Genomic DNA, 22,954 nt, shown 5'->3' with positions numbered 1-22,954 from the left:
TGACATGTCATGGAATCGTCGGCAACTGAAGCGATTCATCATTTTTTGATCTTAATCTTATTCGTGATTAGCGTGGGGATGATCTCCGGAAAGATCGCCGCCTGGCTTAAACTGCCTGATGTTGCGGTGTTTATCGCCGTCGGGATGCTGCTGGGTCCCGGACTTAAGCTGATCCACGAATCCAGTGGCTCCTTGGTCAACCAGTTAATCCTAACGGTTGGATCCGCGTTGATCCTGTTTGACGGCGGGAGAAATTTGCGGCTTAGCGGTCTGCGCCAAGTCTGGATCACGTTGTCCCTGCTCAGCGTGCCGGGCGTGTTGATATCGACGCTCGTGGTCGGAGGGGGCATTCATTTCCTATTTGGGGTCGATTGGATCTTTGCCTTCTTGGGGGCAGCGGTGATCGCCTCGACCGATCCGGCCTCTATCATTCCGGTATTCAAGCAAGTCAAGATTAAGGAGAGGGTCCGGGAAACGGTCGAAAGCGAATCTGCCTTTAATGACGCGACCGGCTCCATTCTGACTTTCTCGCTGCTGGCTGCGGTAGCCGGCGGGGGGGCACTCCACTTTGGCGCAATGTCTTGGGAGTTTGTCAAAACGGCGTTGGGAGGTATATTGGTTGGCCTCGTGGTCTCGGGTATCTTAACATACCTGGCCGGCCATGCCCGGCATGGATTTCTGAGAAGCTACGCGACCATCGTGATGATCGTAGGTGCCTTATCTTCCTATTTAATAGGTGATTTGCTTCACGTCAGTGGGTTTATGGCCACCTTCGTCGCCGGCGTCATCTGGGGGAACGCAGAGACCTTTGGTTTATCCTTGAAGGAAAATCATACGGAAATGAGTTCCTTTGCGGAAAATATCACGGTCATGATGCGGATGCTGATCTTCGTGCTGTTGGGCAGCCAAGTGAATTTTGGCACGCTCGGCCATTATTTCTGGCCAAGCCTTGGCGCCGTCCTGATTCTGATGTTCGTGGCAAGACCGTTGTCGATTCTGCTATGTGCCTGGCCTGACCGTAAGGTGAAATGGACTTGGCGCGAGCTGCTCTTCATGTGCTGGGTACGTGAGACGGGGGTGATCCCCGCGGCGTTGTCCGGTATGATCGCAGGCATGGGCATCGCGCATGCCAACGTCATTACGGCGATCGCATTTATGGCGATCGTGCTGACGATTCTCATTCAGGCGAGCACCACCGGGTGGGTCGCCCGCAAGCTGGGTTTGGAAATCAAAAACGCTGAACTCCCGAAGCCTTGAGTCGGGAGCGCAGCGTTTTTTCTGTTATCAGAGCGGTAGTTCCTTGACGAGGGTTTCGCGGATTTGCGAGATCCATTCCTTCGTTTCGCTCGTCAGCTCCGATTTGTCGCCGTAGACAAGGCAGGTTTCACGGCGCGTCTGAGCCAGCTCGGGAATCGGCACGGTGAGCAAACCGTTATCCCTCAGCAGTGGCATGCGCAGGTACGATTTAGGCAGCAGGGCAGCCGCTTTGCAAATCGGCAGAAGGCGCACGATCGCTTCAAATGAATCGATCTCCATACGGATGTCGGGCAGGATGCTGTAGCGGCCAAACAAGTCGTCGATCAGCCTGCGGTACCATGTCCCTTTGGAAAAGACGATCATCGGCCGACCGTTCAAATCGTCCATCACGAGGCGGCGTTTCTGCCCGGCAGCGGCCAGCGCATGCCCCTTGGGCACGACCAGCTCGAGGTGGTCCTTAAATAAAGGCAGGCATTTCAAGCCGGTCTCGTTCACCATAGAGGCGACGACGCCGATATCTACCTTTTTGTCGCGGACGTAAGAGACGATTTCGTGAGTTTTGCCGGTGACGAGCTTCAACTCGATGTCCGGGAACTTCTCCATCAGCGCGGTCACAAGGGGTGGGAGCGTGGTCTGGATCGTCGTCAAACTGGCGCCTAATGTCACGATACGGCGCTCGGCCGCTTTGAAGCGGGATACCGACTGCAGGAAATTCTGATGGCGTTGGCGCTGCTCTAGCGCGTATTGGTAAGCCTCCTGGCCAACCCGGGTGAGCTCGAGCCTCTTTCCTTTGCGATGAAACAGGGAGACTCCCCACTCCTCTTCTAATTTGGCAATTTTCCGTGAGAGGGCCGGCTGGGACAGGTTCAGCAGCTTGGATGCTTTGTTCAAACTGGATTGCTCTACAACGGTGGTGAACACCAGCAGTTCTTCCAGCATGGGGGTGACCTCCTTTTTCTGGGCGAATGACATGATTCGACAGGCACGCATATGTGAATTCGTTATAATGATTAATAAATATATTGCAATTCCATTATAAGATAAAAAGGAGTAACATGAAAAGTGACACAAGTTGTTCACATGTTACTTTTGGTACAAAGGGGTTTTACCGACCGCGGTGTGGTAATTATCATATACAATATCTGCGCCCCGTAAGGTCGATTCTTGAATGAAGAAGTGTAAGTTGAAACGGATGATGGAATGAGAAAGGGGTACACGCACTTATGAAAGGGTTTTATTCCAGAAAACTGCACTCACTGCTGGGCGTCATTCCGCTGGGATTCTTCCTGCTGGAGCACATGATCACCAACTTTTCGGCGGTTGAAGGCGGGAGCGAAGGATTCAAGGAGGCCGTGGCATTCTTAAACAGCCTCCCGCTCGTACTCGTCTTGGAGATCTTCGGGATATGGCTGCCGCTCCTGTATCACGGAGTCTATGGACTGTATATCGCATTTCAGGCGAAGCCAAACAACGGACGGTTCCCGACCGAACGCAACCTGCGTTATTTACTGCAACGGATTACCGGCGTCATCGCGTTTGTCTTCGTCATTTGGCATGTAGTGGAAACGCGTGTTCAGGTGGCGTTGGGCAATGTCACGCATGAAGAATTGGGCGGTGTGATGCATGATATCGTCAACAATCCGATTTTCTTCACGTTGTATGTGATCGGGGTTGTGTCTGCGGCATTCCACTTGACGAATGGCTTATGGTCGTTTCTCGTCAGCTGGGGCGTGACGGTGGGGCCGCGAGCACAGCGCGTATCCTCTAATATTTGCATGGGCTTGTTCGTTATCGTCGCGGTTATGTTCGTCTGGTCGCTGTTCGCTTTCCGCGGGGCCGAGTTCCAGGCGGAAGGTACGGCCTTGCTTGAGACGGCGAAGGCTTGGCTGGCTTAGGTTGATATCTGAAGGTCGAACTCGTTGATGTAACGCTCACAAAACGAAGCGGATGCTTACGAAGCAAGCTTTGTTCGTAGTGAACTCGTTGATGTAATGCTCACAAAACTTTTAGGAGTTGAAATAGAATGGCTAAACAAAGCTTAATCGTCGTTGGCGGCGGCCTGGCCGGCCTGATGGCTACGATCAAATCGGCCGAAGCGGGCGTACCGGTGCAGCTCTTTTCGCTCGTGCCGGTGAAACGTTCCCACTCGGTGTGCGCGCAAGGCGGCATTAACGGAGCCGTCAATACGAAAGGGGAAGGCGACTCGCCCTGGGAGCATTTTGACGACACGGTATACGGCGGGGACTTCCTGGCTAACCAGCCGCCCGTTAAGGCGATGTGTGAGGCAGCGCCCGGCATTATTCACCTGATGGACCGGATGGGCGTGATGTTCAACCGCACGCCGGAGGGCTTGCTTGATTTCCGCCGGTTTGGCGGGACGAAGCACCATCGTACGGCGTTTGCCGGAGCGACGACCGGACAACAGCTGCTGTATGCATTGGATGAGCAGGTACGCCGCCATGAAGCAGCCGGGCTGGTCACCAAATACGAAAACTGGGAGTTCCTCTCGGTTGTGCTGGACGATGAAGGCGTCTGCCGCGGGATTACGGCACAGAACCTGCGCTCGATGGAAATCACGACGTTCCCTTCGGATGCCGTGATTTTGGCGTCGGGGGGGCCAGGGATTATTTTCGGCAAAACGACGAACTCGGTCATTAACACAGGGACGGCGGCCAGTGCGGTGTATCAGCAAGGCGTGACGTATGCGAACGGCGAGTTCATCCAAATTCACCCGACGGCCATTCCGGGCGATGACAAGCTGCGGCTGATGTCAGAATCGGCGCGCGGCGAAGGCGGACGGATCTGGACCTACAAGGACGGTAAACCTTGGTACTTCCTTGAGGAGAAGTACCCGGCTTACGGCAATCTCGTACCGCGGGATATCGCGACACGGGAGATTTTCCACGTATGCGTGGACCAGAAGCTGGGCATTAACGGCGAAAACATGGTGTATCTCGACCTCTCTCACAAGGATCCGAAAGAGCTCGATGTGAAGCTCGGCGGCATTATTGAGATTTATGAGAAATTCATGGGCGACGACCCGCGTAAAATTCCGATGAAAATCTTCCCTGCAGTCCATTATTCGATGGGCGGCATGTGGGTCGATTTCAATCAGATGACCAATATTCCCGGCTTGTTTGCAGCGGGCGAATGCGAATACCAATACCATGGGGCGAACCGGCTTGGCGCCAACTCGCTTGTCTCGGCGATTTACGGCGGGATGGTGGCAGGACCGAAAGCGGTGGAATATCTCCGCGGCTTGAAAAAATCGACCGAAGACCTCAGCCCAGCCGTATTCGAAAGCTCTCGCAAGGCGCAAGAGACGAAATACGAAGGCATCCTGGCGATGAACGGCACGGAAAACGCTTATGTGATCCATAAAGAGCTCGGCGAATGGATGACGGCGAACATGACGGTCGTACGTCATAACGATAGACTGGAAGCGACCATCGGCAAAATCAAGGAATTGAAGCAGCGCTATAAGAACATCAACATCAACGATACGTCTCGCTGGAATAATACGGGAGCGGCGTTTACCCGTCAGTTGTGGAACATGCTGGAGCTGGCCGAGGCCATGACGCTGGGTGCACTGCTGCGCAACGAGAGCCGGGGCGCGCATTACAAACCGGAATTCCCGGATCGGAATGACGAGGAATTCCTCAAGACCACCAAAGCATCTTGGACGCCGGACGGCCCGCAGATTTCGTATGAACCGGTCGACGTCTCTTTGATCCCGCCGCGGATTCGCGACTACTCGAAGGACAAATAGGAGGGGAACCCCATGGCAATGGCGGAAACGGATGTATCGGCCAAAAAATTTACGGCCAAAAAAGTCAAATTCATCATTACGCGCCAGGATGATCCGAACTCGAAATCCTATACGGAAGAGTTCGAGCTCGACTATCGTCCCGGCATGAACGTGATCAGCGCCTTGATGGAAATCCAGCGGAACCCGGTGAACGAGAAAGGCGAGAATACCGCGCCGGTCTGCTGGGAGTCCAACTGCCTGGAGGAAGTGTGCGGCGCCTGCTCGATGGTGATCAACGGCAAACCACGCCAGGCTTGCGCAGCCTTGATCGACAACCTGGAGCAGCCGATTCGCGTTGAGCCGATGCGGACATTCCCGGTCGTGCGCGACCTGGTCATCGACCGGAGCCGGATGTTTAACGCGCTGAAGAAGGTGAAAGCGTGGATTCCGATCGACGGCACGTACGATCTCGGACCAGGCCCGCGGATGCCGGAGAAGAAGCGCCAATGGGCGTATGAGCTGTCCAAGTGCATGACCTGTGGCGTTTGCCTGGAAGCTTGCCCGAACGTTAACGAGAAGACGGACTTTATGGGACCGGCGGCCATTTCCCAAGTGCGCCTGTTCAACGCGCATCCGACCGGCGAGATGAACGCCGATGAGCGCCTGGAAGCGCTGATGGAGGAAGGCGGCATCGAAGGCTGCGGCAACTCGCAAAACTGCGTTCGTGCCTGCCCGAAAGGCATCCCGCTGACCACCTCTATCGCTGAAATGAACAAAGCGACCACGAAACATATGTTCAAAACGTGGTTCACTCAGTAATAAAGCCGGACCCGGATTGATAGATACCGAAAAAGGATCCGCATTTCATCCGAAAGAATCGGAGACAGACCTCGAGAGAGGGCTGTCTCTTTTTTTTCGTGCTAGACAGAAAATAGGAGGGAATCAGGGATGTACATTCATATTCATCGAATCGAACATGATCAGGTTTCTGTGAAATTGACTGAGTTCTCAAGAGAGGGTGTAGACAAGCTGCGTGCGATTGGGGGTGGGAAGTGGGATCCTAACGAGAAGTTCTGGCGTTTTCCTTGCACGGAGGAGACACTTCGTCAATTGGCCGAATGCTTTCCGGAAACGGAGATTACTATCGATGGACTCACCTTATCCCCAAAAGTAACGGAGGATGAGCAACTTATGCTCACATTGGAACGGAAGCTGACCTCCGCACTCAAGTTGAAAGGATATAGCCTCAAAACGAGTAAAGCCTACCGCGGCCATGTCCGGCGATACTTGCAGAACTTGGCTGGTTATTTGGAGGTAAAAAGCCCAGGAACCCACAAAGAAGAGAAATTTGAATCCGCGATCATCGATTCGTCCCGTGCAAAACAGTATGCGTTGCAGCTCCTTGAGCAAGGACATTCCCCAGCCTATGTCAATCAAGCGATCAGTGCTTTGCGTTTTATGACGGTCGAGGTGTTCAAACAACCTTCCGAACAGGCGAAATATATCCGACCGAAAAAGGAGAAAAAACTGCCCTATATCCTATCGGAGCAGGAAGTACTGCGCGTTATCCAAGCGCCAACGAATCTGAAACACCGCACGATGCTGTATCTGGCCTACGCCTCAGGGCTGCGAGTGAGCGAGGTCGTCCGTTTGAGGATTACGGATATCGACCCGGTACGCGGCATCCTTCGAGTCCGGCAAGGAAAAGGCAAAAAAGACAGACACACGTTACTGTCGCAAACGGCATGGGACATGATCAAAAAATATGTGAAAGCCGAGCGGCTTTCCACCTCGTTGTGGTTATTTCCGGGGCAGCATCCGGGGAGCCATTTGCATCAGCGTTCCTTGCAAAAAGTATTTAAGGAAGCCCTGCAAACTTCGGGCGTCATGAAGCAGGTCGGCATTCATGTCCTGCGGCATTCTTTTGCTACCCATTTGCTTGAAAACGGCACCGATCTCCGTTATATCCAGGAGCTGCTGGGCCACGCCAACCCTTCCACCACCGAACGCTACACCCACGTCAGCACCAAGAACCTCAAGCGTATTCAGAGCCCACTGGATCGGATTTTGCGTGATGAGAGGGGGGAGTAGCAGATTCAAGTAAGGGAGCAGATTCGGAAATACAAAATCAAGAAATGGAGGTATAATTAAGGGGGTATGAACGGAGTGCGCAAATCACCTGAATGGGGAGAGGTTTGCGACGTGCAGAGATAGGGGAGTTAGACGAAATTCACTTAAAACTTTTATTTGGAGGGTCATATCGTGGAAGTATTATTTAAACGTAACCCGGACATTAAGAAAAACGCATATCCGAATTGGAGAAGAAGCAACTATTCAAGTTGGGAATTTAAAACTTACTCAGAGATGTACAAGAAGAGCGGGGATCTGCTCATAGATACTATTGCGGATAATTACAATAATAGAGCTGATGAAGTAATTATTCCGAGTATCTTTTTATATCGCCATGCAACTGAATTGATTCTAAAAGCTATCTTGTTAACACATTATTTAATGGATAGAAGTATGTCTAGAGAGAAGATACAAGATAAACTTCAAGGGCATAGCTTATTTACTTTGTGGAATAAAGTTGAAAATATTATTCCTGAGTATTTGAAAGAAGCAATTAAAAAGGACAAAAGCCCATTACAATTAATGAAAGCAGCTGTTATGGAATTGCATGAGATAGATTCAACTTCAATGATGTTTAGATATCCTTTTGATAAAGAGTACAAAGAAGCGCAATTAATAGGTGACGAAGAACATAATTATGGGATTGATTACATAGCACTAAAACAATAATTTAATGAAGTATACAATTATATAGAAGGCGTTTTCTATACGTTATTTAATAGGTACGAGAATTTAGAGACAATTCCTATTTTGTAAGCTTATTCATTGAAGAAGTGAATTTCGTCTAACAATGTATTCACGCTACGTAGCCTGAAGGCTCCTTGGATTGCCAGATAGTAGGAAGCAAGGAAGAGGACTCAGGCAATCAACCACTGCGAGGCTAAGTCCTGACGGACCCAGTCGCATTTGCTCCTTTAAGCCTCTCGGGTTCGTGAATACGAGAACGTTAGACGAAATTAACGAGATTTAAACATTAGAAAGACTTATATAAACCCGAACAATCGTTCCTCATTTTACTGGTATATCATGGTAGAATAGTAAAAGACAATTGAATCTTGGGTGGGCATAGTATCCCTTCGAGAGGAGGTGATACTATGGAAGTAAAAGATGCAATAACGATTATGTTCCTTTTCGGAATGTTTATCCTTGCTCTTTTAACATACATCAGTAATAACAACAAGAGAAAGTAAGAACCCACCCCAAGGTTAGCGCCAAAGGTGGGTTCTTATTCCTTTTCGACTGTAGAAGGGATAATCCCATCCAAGCCAATTGTTTTGCCGAGTGTTTGCCGCACTCGGCTTCTTTAAAAATATGATAACACAATTGGAAAAAGAAGTGAACAAATAGAGATAAGTAAAACATTTTAAAAAAAATAAGGACCTGTTAAAGGAATCAAAGGAATTTTGTGAGTAATTCGAAGAAGCGTTAACTTCGTCTAACACAGTATTCACGCATCGGGGCATTCGCCCCTCGGTCCGCAGATGCATTTTCAAGTAGTTGAATCTGCGGACACATCCATTCCCCTAAGATAAGAGCTATCTAAGGGGAATGGACGTCGCGAATACGGAAACGTTATGTGAAATCATCGAAAGGAATGAAGTATCAAAATGAAGACTGAAGTCCTAACCTCAATAATTGGTATAGGGGGAACAATATTAGGATTCTTCTTAAGTGAGGTGTCTACATATTTCAAAAGAAATAAAGACGAGAAAGAAAGATTTATAATGGCCAACTACACCCAGAGACAGAACTCTTATGCCATAATGTATAAAGCTTTAATACAATATCAAAATTACTTTAGAAAGTTTGTTGAATATGGTAATGAATTTGTTGAGCATGAAGAACCAGAGAAATTTGGACCTTTATCTGAACTAGAGAAGTTTACACATACCTTCGAAGAAAATGAAATATGGTTACACGATAAGACAATTGAAGAATTAAGAGAAGTGCTATCCATTTCGTCACCTGCAATCAATGTTGCTCTCCTTGTTGCAGGAGGAGATGAAATGTGGATATCTCAAGTTGAGAAGATATCTACCTCAATAATTACAAAAATTGAAGAAGTCAAAGACCATATCAAAAGTATAACTGGTATGAAACTAATTGATAATTATCAAAGTAAGCATGCTTTAACGAACAACATGAATGTTGTTTCAAGAAGTCGATGACTTCACATAGCACAGTATTCACGCATCGGGGCTATCGCCCCTCGGTTGTCCAGATGTATTATCATGGAAGAAGCTCAGACAACAAACGCCCCAGCCTAAGATAAGAGCTATCTAAGGCTGGGGCGTTTCGTGAATACAACAACGTTAAGTGAAATCGGGGATATGTATTAATAAAAACATGTAAGACAAATGAAGATTCAAAAGGGACGTGAAGATTTTGAATTACATAAGACAAATAAGAGAGTTAGTAGGAACACATCCTATAATTATGGCAGGAGCATGTGTGATTCTTATAGACGGTGAAGGTCGATTATTATTACAACAAAGAACAGATAATGGTTTGTGGGGATTACCGGGAGGTTCAATGGAACCTGGGGAAGAAATGAAAGAAGTTGCAAAACGGGAACTTTTTGAAGAGGAACGTTATAGGAAATTCCCGCAAAACATATTCAAACACAAAACACGAACAAACATTCTATTAACGAGTTGTTATTTGTGGTAGAATAAGGAAGTACAATTGAATCTTGGGTGGGCATGGTTTCCCTTCGAAAGGAGGTGAAGCCATGGAGGTTAAAGATGCATTGACAATAATGTTCCTATTCGGAACGTTTATCCTTGCCCTCTTAACATACATTAATTCCAACAACAAGAGAAAATAAAAACCCACCCCAAGGTTGACGGCCGAAGGTGGGTTTTGTTCCTTAAATGACTTAGAGGGGAATAAACCATCCAAGCCAATTGTATAGCCGAGTGTTGACGCACTCGGTTTTCTTATAACGATCATAACATATACTGAATTGACTGAAAACCAAGAAAATGGAATGTATAAAAACTTTGTATAAAAACCTGTGTGAAGTAAATTGAATGAGATATCGAAGAGGGCCGAAACATCCTATAACATCGTATTCACACGGCGAGACCTGACGGTCCCTTGGTCTGCAAGAGGATTTTCGAGGAAGCGAACTCAGCAGACAGCCCTGCATTGGCTAAGTCCGTCGGACCCGCGCTTGCCCGCTTAAGCCAGTGAGGGTTCGTGAATACAAAAACGTTAGCTGTAATTCGGTTAACCATTTTTGGGGGGGAGAAAATGAAAGAAACAAGGATTTATAAGCAAATAGATAACTGCTCTATTAGTGCAGATATCTATTACCAAGGCACTGATACTCCTGTAATATTATATATTCATAGCGGCGCTTTAATTTTTGGGACAAGAGAATGGTTACCGACTGCACAAATTGAGTATTTAACAAATGCAGGGTTTAGTTTGATTAATATTGATTATCGCCTAGCACCTGAAACTAAATTTGAAATAATTATTGAAGATATTAGAGATGCAATTGAATGGGTAAGAACTAAAGCTATTGAATGGTATGATTTTGACATTGATAATATTGCAGTTATGGGGAGTTCAGCAGGTGGGTACCTGAGTTTATTGACTGGTACAATGGACTATAAACCAAAAGCTATTATTTCATTTTATGGATACGGTGATATTCTAGGCACATGGTACACAGAACCAAGTGAGTATTACTGCAAGAAACCGATGATAAGTAGAAGTAAGGCAATAGAGAACATAGGTTTTGAGGAAACAACAGATGGTAAATGGGATAGGATTGACTTTTATTATTATTGTCGACAACAAGGTGTTTGGGTTCAAGAAGTAACTAAAATGGATCCTAACTACGATTTGAATAAATTAATGCAATATAATCCAATAAATAATATTTCAAATGATTACCCACCTACATTATTTCTACACGGTGACCAAGATACAGATGTTCCATATGAACAATCTGTAAAAATGTATGAGAAGCTCAAAGGAATAGGAATCGAGACAAAATTAATAACAATTGAAGGCGCAGATCATGTTTTCGATCATGATTTTGAAGATCCCAAGGTTCAAGGAGCGTTTATAGAAGTTGTAGATTTCTTAAAAACACATTTATGTAAGTGATTCGAATTAGAACCAAACTTCAGCTAACACCGTATTCACGCAGCGGGGCTATCGCCCCTTGGTCGTCAGATGTATAATCGTGGAAGAAGCTTAGACAACATACGACCCAGCCTAAGATAAGAGCTATCTAAGGCTGGGTCGTTTCGTGAATACAAAAACGTTATGCGAAATTACTGTATAGATTTGAAAGTAGGTGATTCATAGATGATTGATAAAACACGATACCCTATTGGTCAATTTCAACCGGCACTCATATTCTCTGAAGAGGACAGGGATAAGTTCATTAATCAAATCTTATTAATTATACCTAAGCTTCGAAACCTAATATCACACTTAACGATCGACCAACTCCAAACGCCATATCGGAATGGTGGATGGTCAATTCAGCAAATTATCCACCATATGGCCGATAATGATATGAATGCTTATTTAAGATTTAAAAGGGCATTAACAGAAATAGAACCTTCGGCTTCATCATATCGAGAAGATCTATGGGGAGATCTTCATGATTATTTTGAAACTGATATTGAAATCTCTTTATTGCTTCTAGAATCACTCCACAAACGTTTTTACATACTACTCCACAAGTTAGACTCAGGTCAGTTCTCGAGGACACTCAGAACTCAAGCATTAGGGTTAATTAATTTGGACACTGCTCTACAAAGATTTATTTGGCACAATCACCACCACATATCTCAGATTGAATCATTAATTATTAGAAAAGCGTGGTAAACAGAGTTATTGTGGGTATTTCAAAGATGACAGTAACTTCGCATAACAATATGTTCACGCATCGGCGGACAAGCCGCCTCGGTCCCGGAAGATAAGTCGAGGTAGTGATTGTCGGGACACATCCGCATCACCTAATTGCGTCGCGGCCGCTCACTATCGTTCGCTTAAGGTGGTGGGTCGTCAACACGGAAACGTTAGGCGAAATTCCTGCAAGTGAGAGGAGGGGAACCGTGAAGTTATACCACTTCAGTGATAATCCCGATATACAAAGATTTGAACCAAGAATGATTTATGAGGAGACGGAAGCAAAGGTCTGGGCAATAGATGTGTTTCATGCTCCACATTATTTCTTTCCTCGGGAGTGTCCGAGGGTATGTGTCTGGCCTGAAGAGTATACAACAGAAGCGGATCTAAACCTCTTTTTTTGTATGTCAACAACACAAAGAATAATTGCTATAGAGTCTGCGTGGTATGATCAAGTCAGTAAGGGACATATATACCGATATAGTTTTAACCCTGATGATTTCGTGTTACATGAGCCTAATGCAGGATACTACATAAGTTCAGTTTCAGTTGTACCTAGTAATGTTGAACGAATTGATGACTTAATAGGATCAATCACAGATCTTGGAATAGAGTTTAGAGTAACCCCTTCACTAAAACCTCTTAAAGACTTAGTATTAAAATCTTCTTTAAACTACTCCATGATAAGACTAAGAAATGCAGTGATGTAGCTAACTCAGAGATGGCAGGAACATCGCCTAACACCGCATTCACGCTGCGGATCGCTATCGTGCCCCTTGGTCCGCACCGAGGATTTTCGGGGAAGTGGAGCCAGGCGGACAACCCTGTACTGCCTATCCGCATCGCGGCCGGTCCTATGGACCTTAAGGTGATAAGGCGTCGTGAACACATGAACGTTATCTGCAATTCGAGCACGGCCTCACAGACCTAAGTCCCATTAATAACTTTTTTAAGGAGACATTAAACCATGTCCATTAATGTATCAGGAATTATCTTTAGCTCCTTAACCTCAATTGTAATTCTTTTTCAAATTGCTTTAGCGTTAGGGGCGCCTTGGGGGAGGTTTGCGATGGGAGGAAAGTACCCTGGGAGGTTCCCTATCTATATGCGAGTAATTGCATTATTTCAAGCTGTCGTGCTTGCATTCCTCGGACTTATTGTTCTAAGCAGATCGGAACTTGCCGTAAATCAATGGTATGAATTCTCTCTTTCAGCGGTTTGGTTTGTGGTTGCTTTCTCCGTATTATCTTCTATTATGAATCTGATCAGTAGAAGTAAAGGAGAGAGAGCTATATGGGCTCCAGTTGCTATTGTAATGGTTATTACAAGTCTGATTGTCGCGTTGGGTTAGTATTAATTATGATTAAAGAGATGAGGATCGTTTGATGACCTACAAATCAATTTTAATAGATCAAATAACTGCATGTTATAACGATAAGAGTTGGTTTATTCCACTTGCAGATATACTGGCAGATTTGACAGTGAGCGAAGCAGTTACTGAGAATGAGAATAAACAATCCATATGTTCAATAGTGAATCATATTATTTACTGGAATGAGAGATGGCTTGAGCGATTTAAGGCTGGAGAATTTGTATCAAATAATACTATTAATAATGATGAAACATTTTCTTTAACTCCAGATCAATTTGAAGATTTAGGTTGGAATGAAACATTAATTAGACTTGAGAAAGTATTTAGTAATTGGAGAACTGTTTTAGAAGAAACGGATGAATCAAAACTTACAAGACAAATTCCAGAATATTATAATGCTCAATGGTGGGGAGTTGTTTCGAATTTGAGTATTCATAATGCATATCATATTGGACAAATCATGTTATTAAAGAAACTAATTCGAGTTAAATAAATTTCTTAAGTTATTCGCAGATGTGGTTCCTTCGGATAACACTATATTCACGTATAGGGCCATTCGGCCCTCGGTCCGGACCGGAGCTCGATGCATTTCGATGAGGCATTTCAGTATACGATGAAGCGGAATTAGCCGAACACATCCGCGCCGACTAACTGCGCAAGCGCAGCCGGCCAACGGGCTTAAGTCGGTGGGACGTCGTGAACACGGAACCGTTTCAGTCGAAATTCAAGCAAGATTGGAGAGATTTAATGCCACTAAACGACAATCAATTATTAGAGATATTAAGGAATCAAAATGATTTAGAAGTTCTTGATGTAAGAAGGACAGAAAATATTACTCGAGATCGGGCATCACTGAGTAAAATCGATGTACACACAAGAGACAATAGGATTGTTCCATTATTAGAGAAAAATACGATATCTATGTCTGTTCCATATGAGAATATTATTTACAAGTACTACTCCAGCAAGAATGTTTCTATTCCAAAGGTTTTTTACAATGAATATGATCAAGTTGGACATGAAGGTATATTGTTGATGGAAGATTTAACACCGACACATCGTAATATTGCTGATTGGGAGCCCCCTATTGATACTAATAAAATTAAAACCATTATTGATGTAATCTCACAATTTCATGCGGTCTCTTGGGGAAGGGGAGAACTAGCTGTCCCCAAGCATTTGCAGAGTGTAGAGGAATATTTAATACATATTGGTTATTTGGAAAGAGATTATATTCATTTTAGAAAAACTCAAACCTATAACCTTGGAGATGATCAATTTGAAATATATGAGGAAAGTCTACAGAGGTTACGCGAGAACGCTCAAAAACACATTGAACGTATAACTAATAATCAACATACTTCATTTATCCATGGTGACCTGAATGTATGCAATATGTTGTATCCGTTAATAGATAATGCAAGGCCGTACATAATTGACCTTGAAGCAGTAAGGGTTGGGCTTTGTACAGAAGACTTGGTCATGTTATTTATTCATGATTTATTTCATGGTGGGGAAGAGACCTTACATATTTTTCAGATTTATTACCGTTCAATTTGCACTAAGATTTCCTGTGAATATACTTACGATCAATTCATGGAGGATATAAGAATATCAATAATGGAAGGGATCTTTTTTCCACTTAAGCTTTTTGTTCATAATGGTGTAAAGGATGAAGAACTGGTATTGAAATCAATAAATGCATATAAAACTTTTATTGGGATAACTTGAGGAAGTGCTTGAGCATCGCCTAATACAGTAATCACGCTTTGGTGCTATCGCCCCTCGGTTGTCCAGATGTATAATCATGGAAGAAGCTCCGACAACAAACGACCCAGCCTAAGATAAGAGCTATCTAAGGCTGGGTCGTTTCGTAAATACGAGAACATTAGCTTAAATCATTGGGAGAAGAACATAACATTCCATTCTTTTTAGGGAGGACAAAATGTCAATCAAGAAGGACAAAAATCTTTCTCAAAAACTAACCGGTCATGAACAGGTGATGAAATTTCTAGAGAACCTCGAACATCCATTAAAGCCTGAAATCGAGTATGTAAGAAGAATCATTTTGGAATCTAATGATCAGTTATCCGAACACATCAAATGGAATGCTCCAAGCTTTTATATTCATGACGATCGAATAACTTTTAATTTACATGGTAAAAAAGGCTTTAGGTTGATTTTTCATTGTGGTTCGAAAGCTACAGAATACGCTAACGGTAAACCAATCTTTGAGGACTCCTCGAATCTATTAGAATGGTTGGCTGGGGATAGAGCGACAATTCGATTCAGTTCAATGGAGCAAATAGAAACCAATAAAGAACGTCTAAAACAAGTAGTAAATAAATGGATTGAAGCGACCAAAGAGTTTTAGTATGTATCATATTGAGGTCAATGACTTCAGCTAACAATGTGTTCACGCATCAGCGGACAAGCCGCCTCGGTCCCGGAAGATAATTCGAGGAAGAGGTTGCCGGGACACATCTGCACCGATTAACTGCGCGAGCGCAGCCGCCCTACGGGCTTAAGTCGGTGGGACGGGTGGATACAGTAACGTAAGACGGAAGCCCCGAAGGGCAAGTAGAATATCTCAATTCAAGGTCGGTGAATTTCATGAAAAACACTAAATTCAAGTTCTCTTTAATCTTTATTATTTTAGGTATTAGTATTATCACAATATCTAAGATCGTTGAAGAAATAATCCCCAAAATAGGTTTTGCAGCATATCAATCTGCTGCCGCTGGTTCATTTTCTCCCGAGAATTATCATGTAAATTTAACACTAAATTATTGGATAGGAGCATTATGTATTCTGGGTGGAATTATTTACTTGATAAAGATCTCAGATTTATTAAAGAAAAACTCGAAGAAATTAAATTGAGAAATAAGCAATTTGAAGAGAAATTTATAAATAATCAACAGGATTAAACCTAAGAAACTGAAAGGAGTGATAAGCAATAAAAGCATATAAAAGAAGTGGAATGGTCCTCTTGGTTATTTTAGTGTTATTCATGTTTTGGAATTCATATAGCGCCTCAACTATGGAAGCAGTTACCATACAGAAGGTAAGTGAAAATAACATAACTGTTGTTAATTTAAATAACCGAGTGAGAACAATAATATTAGCGGTCGATATATCTAATCTGCTAGAAGTGAATAAAGAATATATCATATCATATGAAAAAAAACTCTTTGATAAACATAGACTAAAATACATATCATCACAAATACCATAAGAAACAATATCAAATGTAAGTAAATACGCAATGTTTCGTGGGCGGGGACATCTTTTTAACATTGCATTCACGCTAAGTCTGACGACCCGTTCGCTATGCTCACTTAAGGTTCTTGGATCCGCGAACACACAATGGAATATAAACCGCCCTAATGCTTTTAAAGGAGAGATAATTCTCAATGAAGATTAGGTTAGCCTCTCTCAATGACGTTGAAGGAATTGCTAAAGTGCATTTAGAAAGTTGGAATACTACATATAAGAATATTATTTCTGATTCCTATTTATCCAATCTAACTTTAGAAGGAAGAATTAGAAATTGGACGTGGGTTTTTAACAATTCAAATAATGGCGATGTCATTATTGTAATAGAAGATGAAAACAATCAAATTGTTGGATTTTTAAGTGGGGGGAAGAGCCGAGAAACTAATTTAGAATATGATGCCGAATTATATGCGATTTATCTTTTGGAAGATGCCCAAAGTAAAGGATATGGTAAGTTGCTTGTTAATAGGTTTATTGAAGAATTAAAGTTAACGAATTATCATTCTATGATGCTTTGGGTTCTAAAGGAAAATCCCGCAGTTAATTTCTATAAAAAGCTTGGTGGAAAATATATCACTGAGAAAGAAATTCAAATTGGTGAAGATCGCTTAATTGAAATAGCTCTTGGTTGGAAAGATATATAAGGCGTTGCTGCAGTGTTATCGCCCCCCGGTTGTCAGATGTATAATCATGGAAGAAGCTCAGACAACAAGCGACCCAGCCTAAGATAAGAGTTATCTAGGGCTGGGTCGTTTAGTGAATGCAAAAACGTTGTAGGAAATTCCATCAAACTATATACAAGCACAAAACGCGAACAAATATTCTGTTAATGACTGGGTATATATGGTAGAATAGGTGAGTCGTAAGCATGGCTTCTCATATATTGTGCGATGTAATGACTGGAGGCTGGCAGTTGGTGAAATCGAAAAATAACTTGGCTTATCCTAGCGGGTAAAACTAAGGGCATTGAAACTCAAATATAGCCAGATATAAAGATGAAAGGAACCTAATATGAAAAGAATAATTGAGATTCTTCTATATACAATGAAGCCGGGAACTGGTGCCGAATTTCATAGAATCATGAAAGAGATAAGTGTTCCGTTGCATAATAAAATGGGGATAGACATTGTTGCTTACGGCAACTCTCTTCACGATCCAGATGCGTACTTCTTGATAAGGTCTTTTGAAAGCCTGGACCAACTGAATTCAACCCTAGATTCATTCTACAAAAGTGAGGCGTGGAGAAATGGACCGCGAACAGACATTATCGAACGGATCAGTACAAGTTTAAAATCAGTAGTTTCACTTCACCCTGAAGCAATCGATGAACTCAAACGGTCGGGTTTGTAGGATACCAGTTCATCACGCTTCAGGCGTTCAGCCCTTTCGGGGATGAATTTACAATAACAGGGAAAACGTCGTGAGTACAAGAACATTATACGAAATATCCGCAAAGAATAGTGGAAAGGAGACTTTCATGGAACTTCTTGAAATCAATCAAAATCTAAGAGAAACAAGAAACGAATTACTGGGAATACTTAAGAGGTTGACTAAAGATGAATTAAACCAACGGAAAGATTCATTGAGCTGGAGTATAGGTCAGATCGGTCAACACTTATTTAAGACAGAAGAAGTTTATGTGGCGGCTATTAAGCGAGGATTAAAGAATAATGAAAGTTTTATCACAGAAAGTAAACCATTAGATTTTCTACTTAATAGAAGCAAAAAATGGGTAGCCCCTGATATTGTTAATCCAACTGATGATATTTTTGAAGCTGATGAACTTATTGAAAAACTAAATCAATCAAGACGGAAGTTAGAGGAAACATTGAATACTATGGAAGATCAAACCGAGCTAAGCAGAAGACATTTTGTACATCCAGTCTTTAAAGATATGTTATTAATTGATTGGGTAAGATCGCTGTACCTGCATGAACAAAGACATATTAGACAAATAGAAGAAATAATAAATGAGTCGAAGTGAGTTATTCGAAGAAGGTGGATACATCCTAGATCACCATATTCACACATCGTGCTGCCGCATTCGCCCCATTGGTTGTTCAGATGTATAATCATGGAAGAAGCTTAGACAACAAATGACCCAGCCTAGGATAGAGCTATCTAAGGCTGGGTCGTTTTGCAAATACAAGTACGTTATAAAGATCTTGGAAAAACTAAATAAAAAGGCCCGAACAAACTACGAGAAAGGAAGAATCACATGGCATCCATAAACCAAGAACCAATTGTAAGAACTGAAATGCTTATTCGAAAACCAGTCGATGAGGTATTTGAAGCCTTTATTAACCCAGAGATCACAACGAAATTTTGGTTCACTAAAAGTAGTGATCGGTTAGAAATTGGAAAGCGAATACTTTGGGAATGGGAAATGTATGGGGTCTCAGATGAAATCCACGTGATAGATATCGAGAAAAACAAACGTATTCATGTGGAATCGTCGGATGGAACTAATATTGAATGGCACTTTACCCCAAGAAATAATGATGAGACATTGGTTTCTATTGAAAACTACGGATTCGCAGGAAATGCTGATGAGGTTTTAAACCAATGTATTGACTCAATGGGAGGATTTACGATAGTGCTGTGTGGACTAAAAGCTTTCTTAGAGCATAAAATCGTACTTAATCTAGTCATGGATAAAGCCCCTGATGCCCATGTAAACCAATAGGCGCCTAAAATAAATTTCCAAAAGGAAAAACGACATGAGTGATTTAAAACTTGTAAAACCCCATCAAAATCTTAAGGATGAGTACCTGTCTTTTTATCAAGAATGGAAAGAGTCTGGCGAAGAGATGGTACCTTGGGTCATAAGTAGAGATCCCAGTAGTTTTGAGGCAATGCTTGAATTTCTGGAGGATCATGAGAAGGGCGACGGGTTACCGGAGGGATGGGTTTCAGACTCAACGTTTTGGTTGATTGATGATAAAAATCGGGTGTTGGGTGCTGTAAATATAAGACACGAGTTGTCTGAGTTTTTGTTTAACGCGGGTGGCCATATCGGATATGGAATTCGGCCATCAGAACGAGGTAAAGGATATGCCACGGTTTTATTGAGGCTTTCACTAGTTGAAGCGAAGAAACTTGGGATAGAGGATGTCTTAGTTGTTTGTGATGCCTGGAATATCGCATCAGAACGAACCATTCTTAAGAACGGGGGAAGAGCGGATGTCGACTACATTGAAGAAGATGGCATTGTAATAAGAAGATATTGGATCAAGAATTCTTAAGAATACTCGATAGAAAGGGGTTCGGACCCCTTAAGGCAGTGTGGGGGCGTGGAAGAAGCCCAGACGAGGGAGACTACAATGAAGAAAATACGAAGTAAAACAGGCAGATCAACGGGATATGTCATCCTACTTATCGCAATCATTACTACTATCGTGTGTTGGGATGAACTCGGGAGTTTGGTAAGGACAGGAAACTATGACAATCCGGATCATATGGTGGAAACCATAATGGCCAAATCAGCGACTCCAGGAGTGGCTATGGTCGTATCAGAGCGGGGCAAGACCGAATTTCAAAATTTCGGCTATGCAGATGTTAATCATAAGAAGAGGGTAACTGAAGAGTCATTATTTGAATTGGGATCAACGACAAAGGCACTTACGGCTTTGGCCATTATTTTATTAGAAAATGAGGGCTATCTCTCTTTCTCCGACCCTATTACAGATTATATTCCTTGGTTTGAACCAACCCTTAAAGGGGAGAAAGTGAATATTACGATTTCTCAGTTGCTCGCCCATACCAGTGGAATTCCGCCGTGGAGTATTCGGTTAATTCCAGAAGGCACTACAGGGGATTTGCTTGAAAAGACCATACATACTATTTCAGACATTGCATTAGATACATATCCTGGGACAGCCTATCATTATGCTACCGTGAATTATGATATTTTAGCGATGACTATTGAAAAAGTTACAGGCAAACGTTATCAGGATTACATCACTGAAAGCATATTGGTTCCTTTAGGGATGACGGATAGTTATTATTCAACAGGGCAGGAAAAGGAATCTGATCAACTTACCAAAGGATATCGCGTGTTTTTTGGAAGAAGCTTAGAATATGATGCTCCTAGATATTATGGGAATATCGCTGCAGGATATTTGGTCACGAATTCAAAAGATTTGGAACGCTGGTTGAATGCCCAAATGGGGATCGGCGATATCCCAAATCATCTATTGAATGCGATACAACAATCTCATCAAGTCGACATCAAAACTGCTGGATACATAGATGAAAATCAATACTATTCATTCGGATGGAGCGTTGATACGAAAAATAGAGTTGTTAGTCATATTGGAGCTAATCCGAATTATTCCTCAAAGGTTATTATAGATTTAGATAAGCAGCAGGCCATATTTGTTTTGGCAAATCTGAATTCAACGGCACCCTCGCTTATTGCTAATAATATATATGAAAATATGAATGGAAATCCGATGAGAAAATTTATGTATGATGACGAGTATTTATTAATTGATTTGGTATTTTCATTCTTAGCCATAATCGCAGTCGTTATCTTATGTCTTCAAGTCATTAAACTCTCTAGAGGAATCAAGCTAGATCTTCATGATGAAAAGACAAGGTTCAGAATAAAAACAACATGCAGTATCGCACTAATCTTAAAATTTATGCTTTTGGTATTGGTCATGATCTGGCCTTATCTAATAAACCATGATTATTTCGTGATAGGGGTGTGGATGTCACATTCCATATTGATTTGGATGGGACTTGCTGCGCTCAATTGCATTTTATCGATAATAAGGAATATTAAAACCCTTCATGACCTAAAAGCTTCGCGGTCGCGGCCGTTGATCGTTTAAAGCCGTGAGAGTTCGTGAAGCAATACTATTTTATTCTGATAAGGTGAATTAGATAGTGCAACAAAACGGAATATGGGATACAATTCCAGTTAAGACAATGATTTGACGTCAGACGCACACGGTGACAAGGAGATGAAGTTATGAAATTTCTGCTCACATCTGCAGGTATTAAAAACAAGCGTATACACGATACGTTGATTAACTTGTTGGGCAAACCGATTTCTGAATCTAGCGCCCTCTGCATTACTACTGGGTTGTACGCCATACCCGGAGGTGCAGGGAAAGCATGGCAGTTCTTCAGCGGACAATCTACCACACCAATGTGCGAACTGGGCTGGAAGTCAATGGGCGTGCTTGAGCTCACCGCGTTGCCTAGCATCGATAAAGAGCGTTGGGTTCCTATGGTCCAGGAGACTGACGTTCTACTAGTGAATGGCGGTGACCCCTTGTATCTCTGTTACTGGATGCGGCAATCCGGGTTGGCAGACCTATTGCCGTCGCTGCGTGCAGTTTATGTGGGGCTGAGTGCCGGGAGCATGGTGATGGCACCGAACATTGGTGAATATTTCGTTGGCTGGATTCCACCCGGTGGTGGCGATGACACGCTGAGACTGGTCGATTTTTCAATCTTTCCGCACCTGGACCACGAGATGCTGCCGTATAACACGATGGCTGCAGCAGAGAGATGGGCAGCCGGGATGAAGGGGCCGGCGTATGCGATTGATGACGAGACCGCCATCAAAGTGGTCGACGGAGCGGTCGAAGTTGTCTCCGAAGGGCATTGGAAACTGTTTGGCTCCTAGCCTAAGATAAGAGCAATCTAGGGCTGGGTCGTTTCGGGAATACAGGAAAAGTGAGGTACTCGGATGAGTTATAAATCTATTCTCATCGACCAATTAAATGCTTGTTATAACGATAAGAGCTGGTTTATTCCGCTTCACGAAATCTTAATCGACTTAGATGCTACGCAAGCTGCAGGGGAGAATGAAAGTGAACAATCCATTTGGTCGATCGTGAATCATCTCATTTATTGGAATGAGAAGTGGCTTGAGAGATATAACGACGAACATGTTGAATTAGATAGCTCAATCAACAATGAGGATACTTTTTACTTGAATCGAGATGCAATAAATGATGTTGAGTGGAAGAATACCCTACAGAGACTTGAAACCGTCTTTCATAGTTGGAATAGAGCGCTTGAGGAGAGCGATGATCTGAAACTAACTAAAGAAATCCCTTCCTATTTTTATGCTCCTTGGTGGGGAGTCGTATCAAATTTATGTATTCATAATGCCTATCATATTGGACAGATTATGCTGCTAAAAAAACAGTTGAGAAGTATAGGTTGAAAACCGATTGTAAAGTGCGATCCTAACCACGTTCCGGCCCGCCCAAGGGACTTAGGGTTCTTGGAAAACGATGTGCGAAGTTGGGAAAGTTCAACGAGCCCCGAAG

General features: G+C 43.2%; 25 protein-coding genes and 1 pseudogene. 25 read left to right on the top strand and 1 reads right to left on the bottom strand.

Annotated features, from left to right (window positions below; all coding sequences use genetic code 11):
• The first annotated feature begins 9 nt into the window (after nt 1–9).
• Nucleotides 10–1,257 carry a cation:proton antiporter gene (locus MKZ15_RS18695; protein ID WP_339817347.1) on the top strand — a complete coding sequence of 416 codons (1,248 nt, stop codon included), beginning with the start codon at nt 10–12 and terminating at the stop codon, nt 1,255–1,257.
• A gap of 27 nt (nt 1,258–1,284) precedes the next feature.
• On the opposite strand, the gene MKZ15_RS18690 is transcribed toward MKZ15_RS18695, so the two are convergent.
• Nucleotides 1,285–2,196 (bottom strand): LysR family transcriptional regulator, encoded by a 912-nt coding sequence (locus MKZ15_RS18690; protein WP_213623287.1) that lies wholly within the window; start codon nt 2,194–2,196, stop codon nt 1,285–1,287.
• A 284-nt stretch (nt 2,197–2,480) separates the two neighbouring features.
• On the opposite strand from MKZ15_RS18690, the gene MKZ15_RS18685 reads away from it, so the two are divergent.
• The 24 genes and pseudogenes from MKZ15_RS18685 (at nt 2,481) to MKZ15_RS18570 (ending at nt 22,848) form a co-directional block, all read left to right on the top strand.
• A complete protein-coding gene (locus tag MKZ15_RS18685; protein WP_213623288.1) occupies nt 2,481–3,152 on the top strand; it encodes a succinate dehydrogenase cytochrome b558 subunit in 672 nt (223 codons plus the stop codon).
• A 128-nt stretch (nt 3,153–3,280) separates the two neighbouring features.
• The gene (gene sdhA, locus MKZ15_RS18680; RefSeq protein ID WP_193417394.1) at nt 3,281–5,026 is read left to right on the top strand and encodes a succinate dehydrogenase flavoprotein subunit; all 1,746 of its coding nucleotides are present in this window, start codon (nt 3,281–3,283) and stop codon (nt 5,024–5,026) included.
• 12 nt (nt 5,027–5,038) lie between these two features.
• Nucleotides 5,039–5,824, top strand: a complete 786-nt coding sequence (sdhB, locus tag MKZ15_RS18675) for a succinate dehydrogenase iron-sulfur subunit (protein ID WP_193417395.1) — start codon at nt 5,039–5,041, stop codon at nt 5,822–5,824.
• Between the two features lie 129 nt (nt 5,825–5,953).
• Nucleotides 5,954–7,096 carry a tyrosine-type recombinase/integrase gene (locus MKZ15_RS18670; protein WP_339817346.1) on the top strand — a complete coding sequence of 381 codons (1,143 nt, stop codon included), beginning with the start codon at nt 5,954–5,956 and terminating at the stop codon, nt 7,094–7,096.
• A 171-nt stretch (nt 7,097–7,267) separates the two neighbouring features.
• Nucleotides 7,268–7,804 (top strand): hypothetical protein, encoded by a 537-nt coding sequence (locus MKZ15_RS18665; protein ID WP_339817344.1) that lies wholly within the window; start codon nt 7,268–7,270, stop codon nt 7,802–7,804.
• Nucleotides 7,805–8,229: 425 nt separating this feature from the next.
• Nucleotides 8,230–8,325, top strand: a complete 96-nt coding sequence (locus tag MKZ15_RS18660) for a putative holin-like toxin (protein ID WP_239483764.1) — start codon at nt 8,230–8,232, stop codon at nt 8,323–8,325.
• A gap of 417 nt (nt 8,326–8,742) precedes the next feature.
• Nucleotides 8,743–9,303 (top strand): hypothetical protein, encoded by a 561-nt coding sequence (locus tag MKZ15_RS18655; RefSeq protein ID WP_339817342.1) that lies wholly within the window; start codon nt 8,743–8,745, stop codon nt 9,301–9,303.
• Nucleotides 9,304–9,520: 217 nt separating this feature from the next.
• Nucleotides 9,521–9,721: pseudogene (locus MKZ15_RS18650) on the top strand (NUDIX domain-containing protein); the annotation flags it as partial.
• A 145-nt stretch (nt 9,722–9,866) separates the two neighbouring features.
• A complete protein-coding gene (locus MKZ15_RS18645; protein ID WP_229752580.1) occupies nt 9,867–9,962 on the top strand; it encodes a putative holin-like toxin in 96 nt (31 codons plus the stop codon).
• Nucleotides 9,963–10,390: 428 nt separating this feature from the next.
• A complete protein-coding gene (locus MKZ15_RS18640) occupies nt 10,391–11,257 on the top strand; it encodes an alpha/beta hydrolase (RefSeq protein WP_339817339.1) in 867 nt (288 codons plus the stop codon).
• A gap of 204 nt (nt 11,258–11,461) precedes the next feature.
• The gene (locus MKZ15_RS18635) at nt 11,462–11,989 is read left to right on the top strand and encodes a YfiT family bacillithiol transferase (protein WP_339817337.1); all 528 of its coding nucleotides are present in this window, start codon (nt 11,462–11,464) and stop codon (nt 11,987–11,989) included.
• 230 nt (nt 11,990–12,219) lie between these two features.
• A complete protein-coding gene (locus MKZ15_RS18630; RefSeq protein WP_339817335.1) occupies nt 12,220–12,723 on the top strand; it encodes a DUF6886 family protein in 504 nt (167 codons plus the stop codon).
• Between the two features lie 257 nt (nt 12,724–12,980).
• Nucleotides 12,981–13,364: a hypothetical protein gene (locus tag MKZ15_RS18625; protein WP_339817333.1), complete on the top strand. Its 384-nt coding sequence runs from the start codon at nt 12,981–12,983 to the stop codon at nt 13,362–13,364.
• 34 nt (nt 13,365–13,398) lie between these two features.
• Entirely contained in the window at nt 13,399–13,878 is a 480-nt protein-coding gene (locus MKZ15_RS18620; protein ID WP_193417412.1) for a DinB family protein, read from the top strand.
• Between the two features lie 203 nt (nt 13,879–14,081).
• Complete coding sequence (locus MKZ15_RS18615; RefSeq protein ID WP_339817332.1) at nt 14,082–15,116, top strand: phosphotransferase; 1,035 nt, start codon at nt 14,082–14,084, stop codon at nt 15,114–15,116.
• A gap of 214 nt (nt 15,117–15,330) precedes the next feature.
• Nucleotides 15,331–15,759, top strand: coding sequence for a DUF1801 domain-containing protein (locus tag MKZ15_RS18610; protein WP_339817330.1), 429 nt, complete (start codon nt 15,331–15,333; stop codon nt 15,757–15,759).
• A gap of 239 nt (nt 15,760–15,998) precedes the next feature.
• Nucleotides 15,999–16,265 (top strand): hypothetical protein, encoded by a 267-nt coding sequence (locus MKZ15_RS18605; RefSeq protein WP_339817329.1) that lies wholly within the window; start codon nt 15,999–16,001, stop codon nt 16,263–16,265.
• Between the two features lie 533 nt (nt 16,266–16,798).
• Complete coding sequence (locus MKZ15_RS18600; RefSeq protein WP_339817328.1) at nt 16,799–17,305, top strand: GNAT family N-acetyltransferase; 507 nt, start codon at nt 16,799–16,801, stop codon at nt 17,303–17,305.
• 833 nt (nt 17,306–18,138) lie between these two features.
• Nucleotides 18,139–18,645: a DinB family protein gene (locus MKZ15_RS18595; protein ID WP_339817327.1), complete on the top strand. Its 507-nt coding sequence runs from the start codon at nt 18,139–18,141 to the stop codon at nt 18,643–18,645.
• A gap of 234 nt (nt 18,646–18,879) precedes the next feature.
• Nucleotides 18,880–19,347: an SRPBCC family protein gene (locus MKZ15_RS18590; RefSeq protein WP_339817326.1), complete on the top strand. Its 468-nt coding sequence runs from the start codon at nt 18,880–18,882 to the stop codon at nt 19,345–19,347.
• A gap of 34 nt (nt 19,348–19,381) precedes the next feature.
• Nucleotides 19,382–19,906 (top strand): GNAT family N-acetyltransferase, encoded by a 525-nt coding sequence (locus tag MKZ15_RS18585; RefSeq protein ID WP_339817324.1) that lies wholly within the window; start codon nt 19,382–19,384, stop codon nt 19,904–19,906.
• Between the two features lie 78 nt (nt 19,907–19,984).
• Nucleotides 19,985–21,499, top strand: a complete 1,515-nt coding sequence (locus MKZ15_RS18580; protein ID WP_339817323.1) for a serine hydrolase domain-containing protein — start codon at nt 19,985–19,987, stop codon at nt 21,497–21,499.
• Between the two features lie 140 nt (nt 21,500–21,639).
• Nucleotides 21,640–22,302 (top strand): Type 1 glutamine amidotransferase-like domain-containing protein, encoded by a 663-nt coding sequence (locus MKZ15_RS18575; protein WP_339817322.1) that lies wholly within the window; start codon nt 21,640–21,642, stop codon nt 22,300–22,302.
• Nucleotides 22,303–22,365: 63 nt separating this feature from the next.
• A complete protein-coding gene (locus MKZ15_RS18570) occupies nt 22,366–22,848 on the top strand; it encodes a DinB family protein (protein WP_193417421.1) in 483 nt (160 codons plus the stop codon).
• The last annotated feature ends 106 nt before the right edge of the window (nt 22,849–22,954 follow it).

Origin of the sequence: Paenibacillus sp. FSL R7-0216 (assembly GCF_037969915.1) — a bacterium.
GTDB lineage: Bacteria > Bacillota > Bacilli > Paenibacillales > Paenibacillaceae > Fontibacillus > Fontibacillus rhizolycopersici.
The sequence above is the reverse complement of the archived record's forward strand: the minus strand, read 5'-3'. Positions and strand labels throughout refer to the sequence as shown.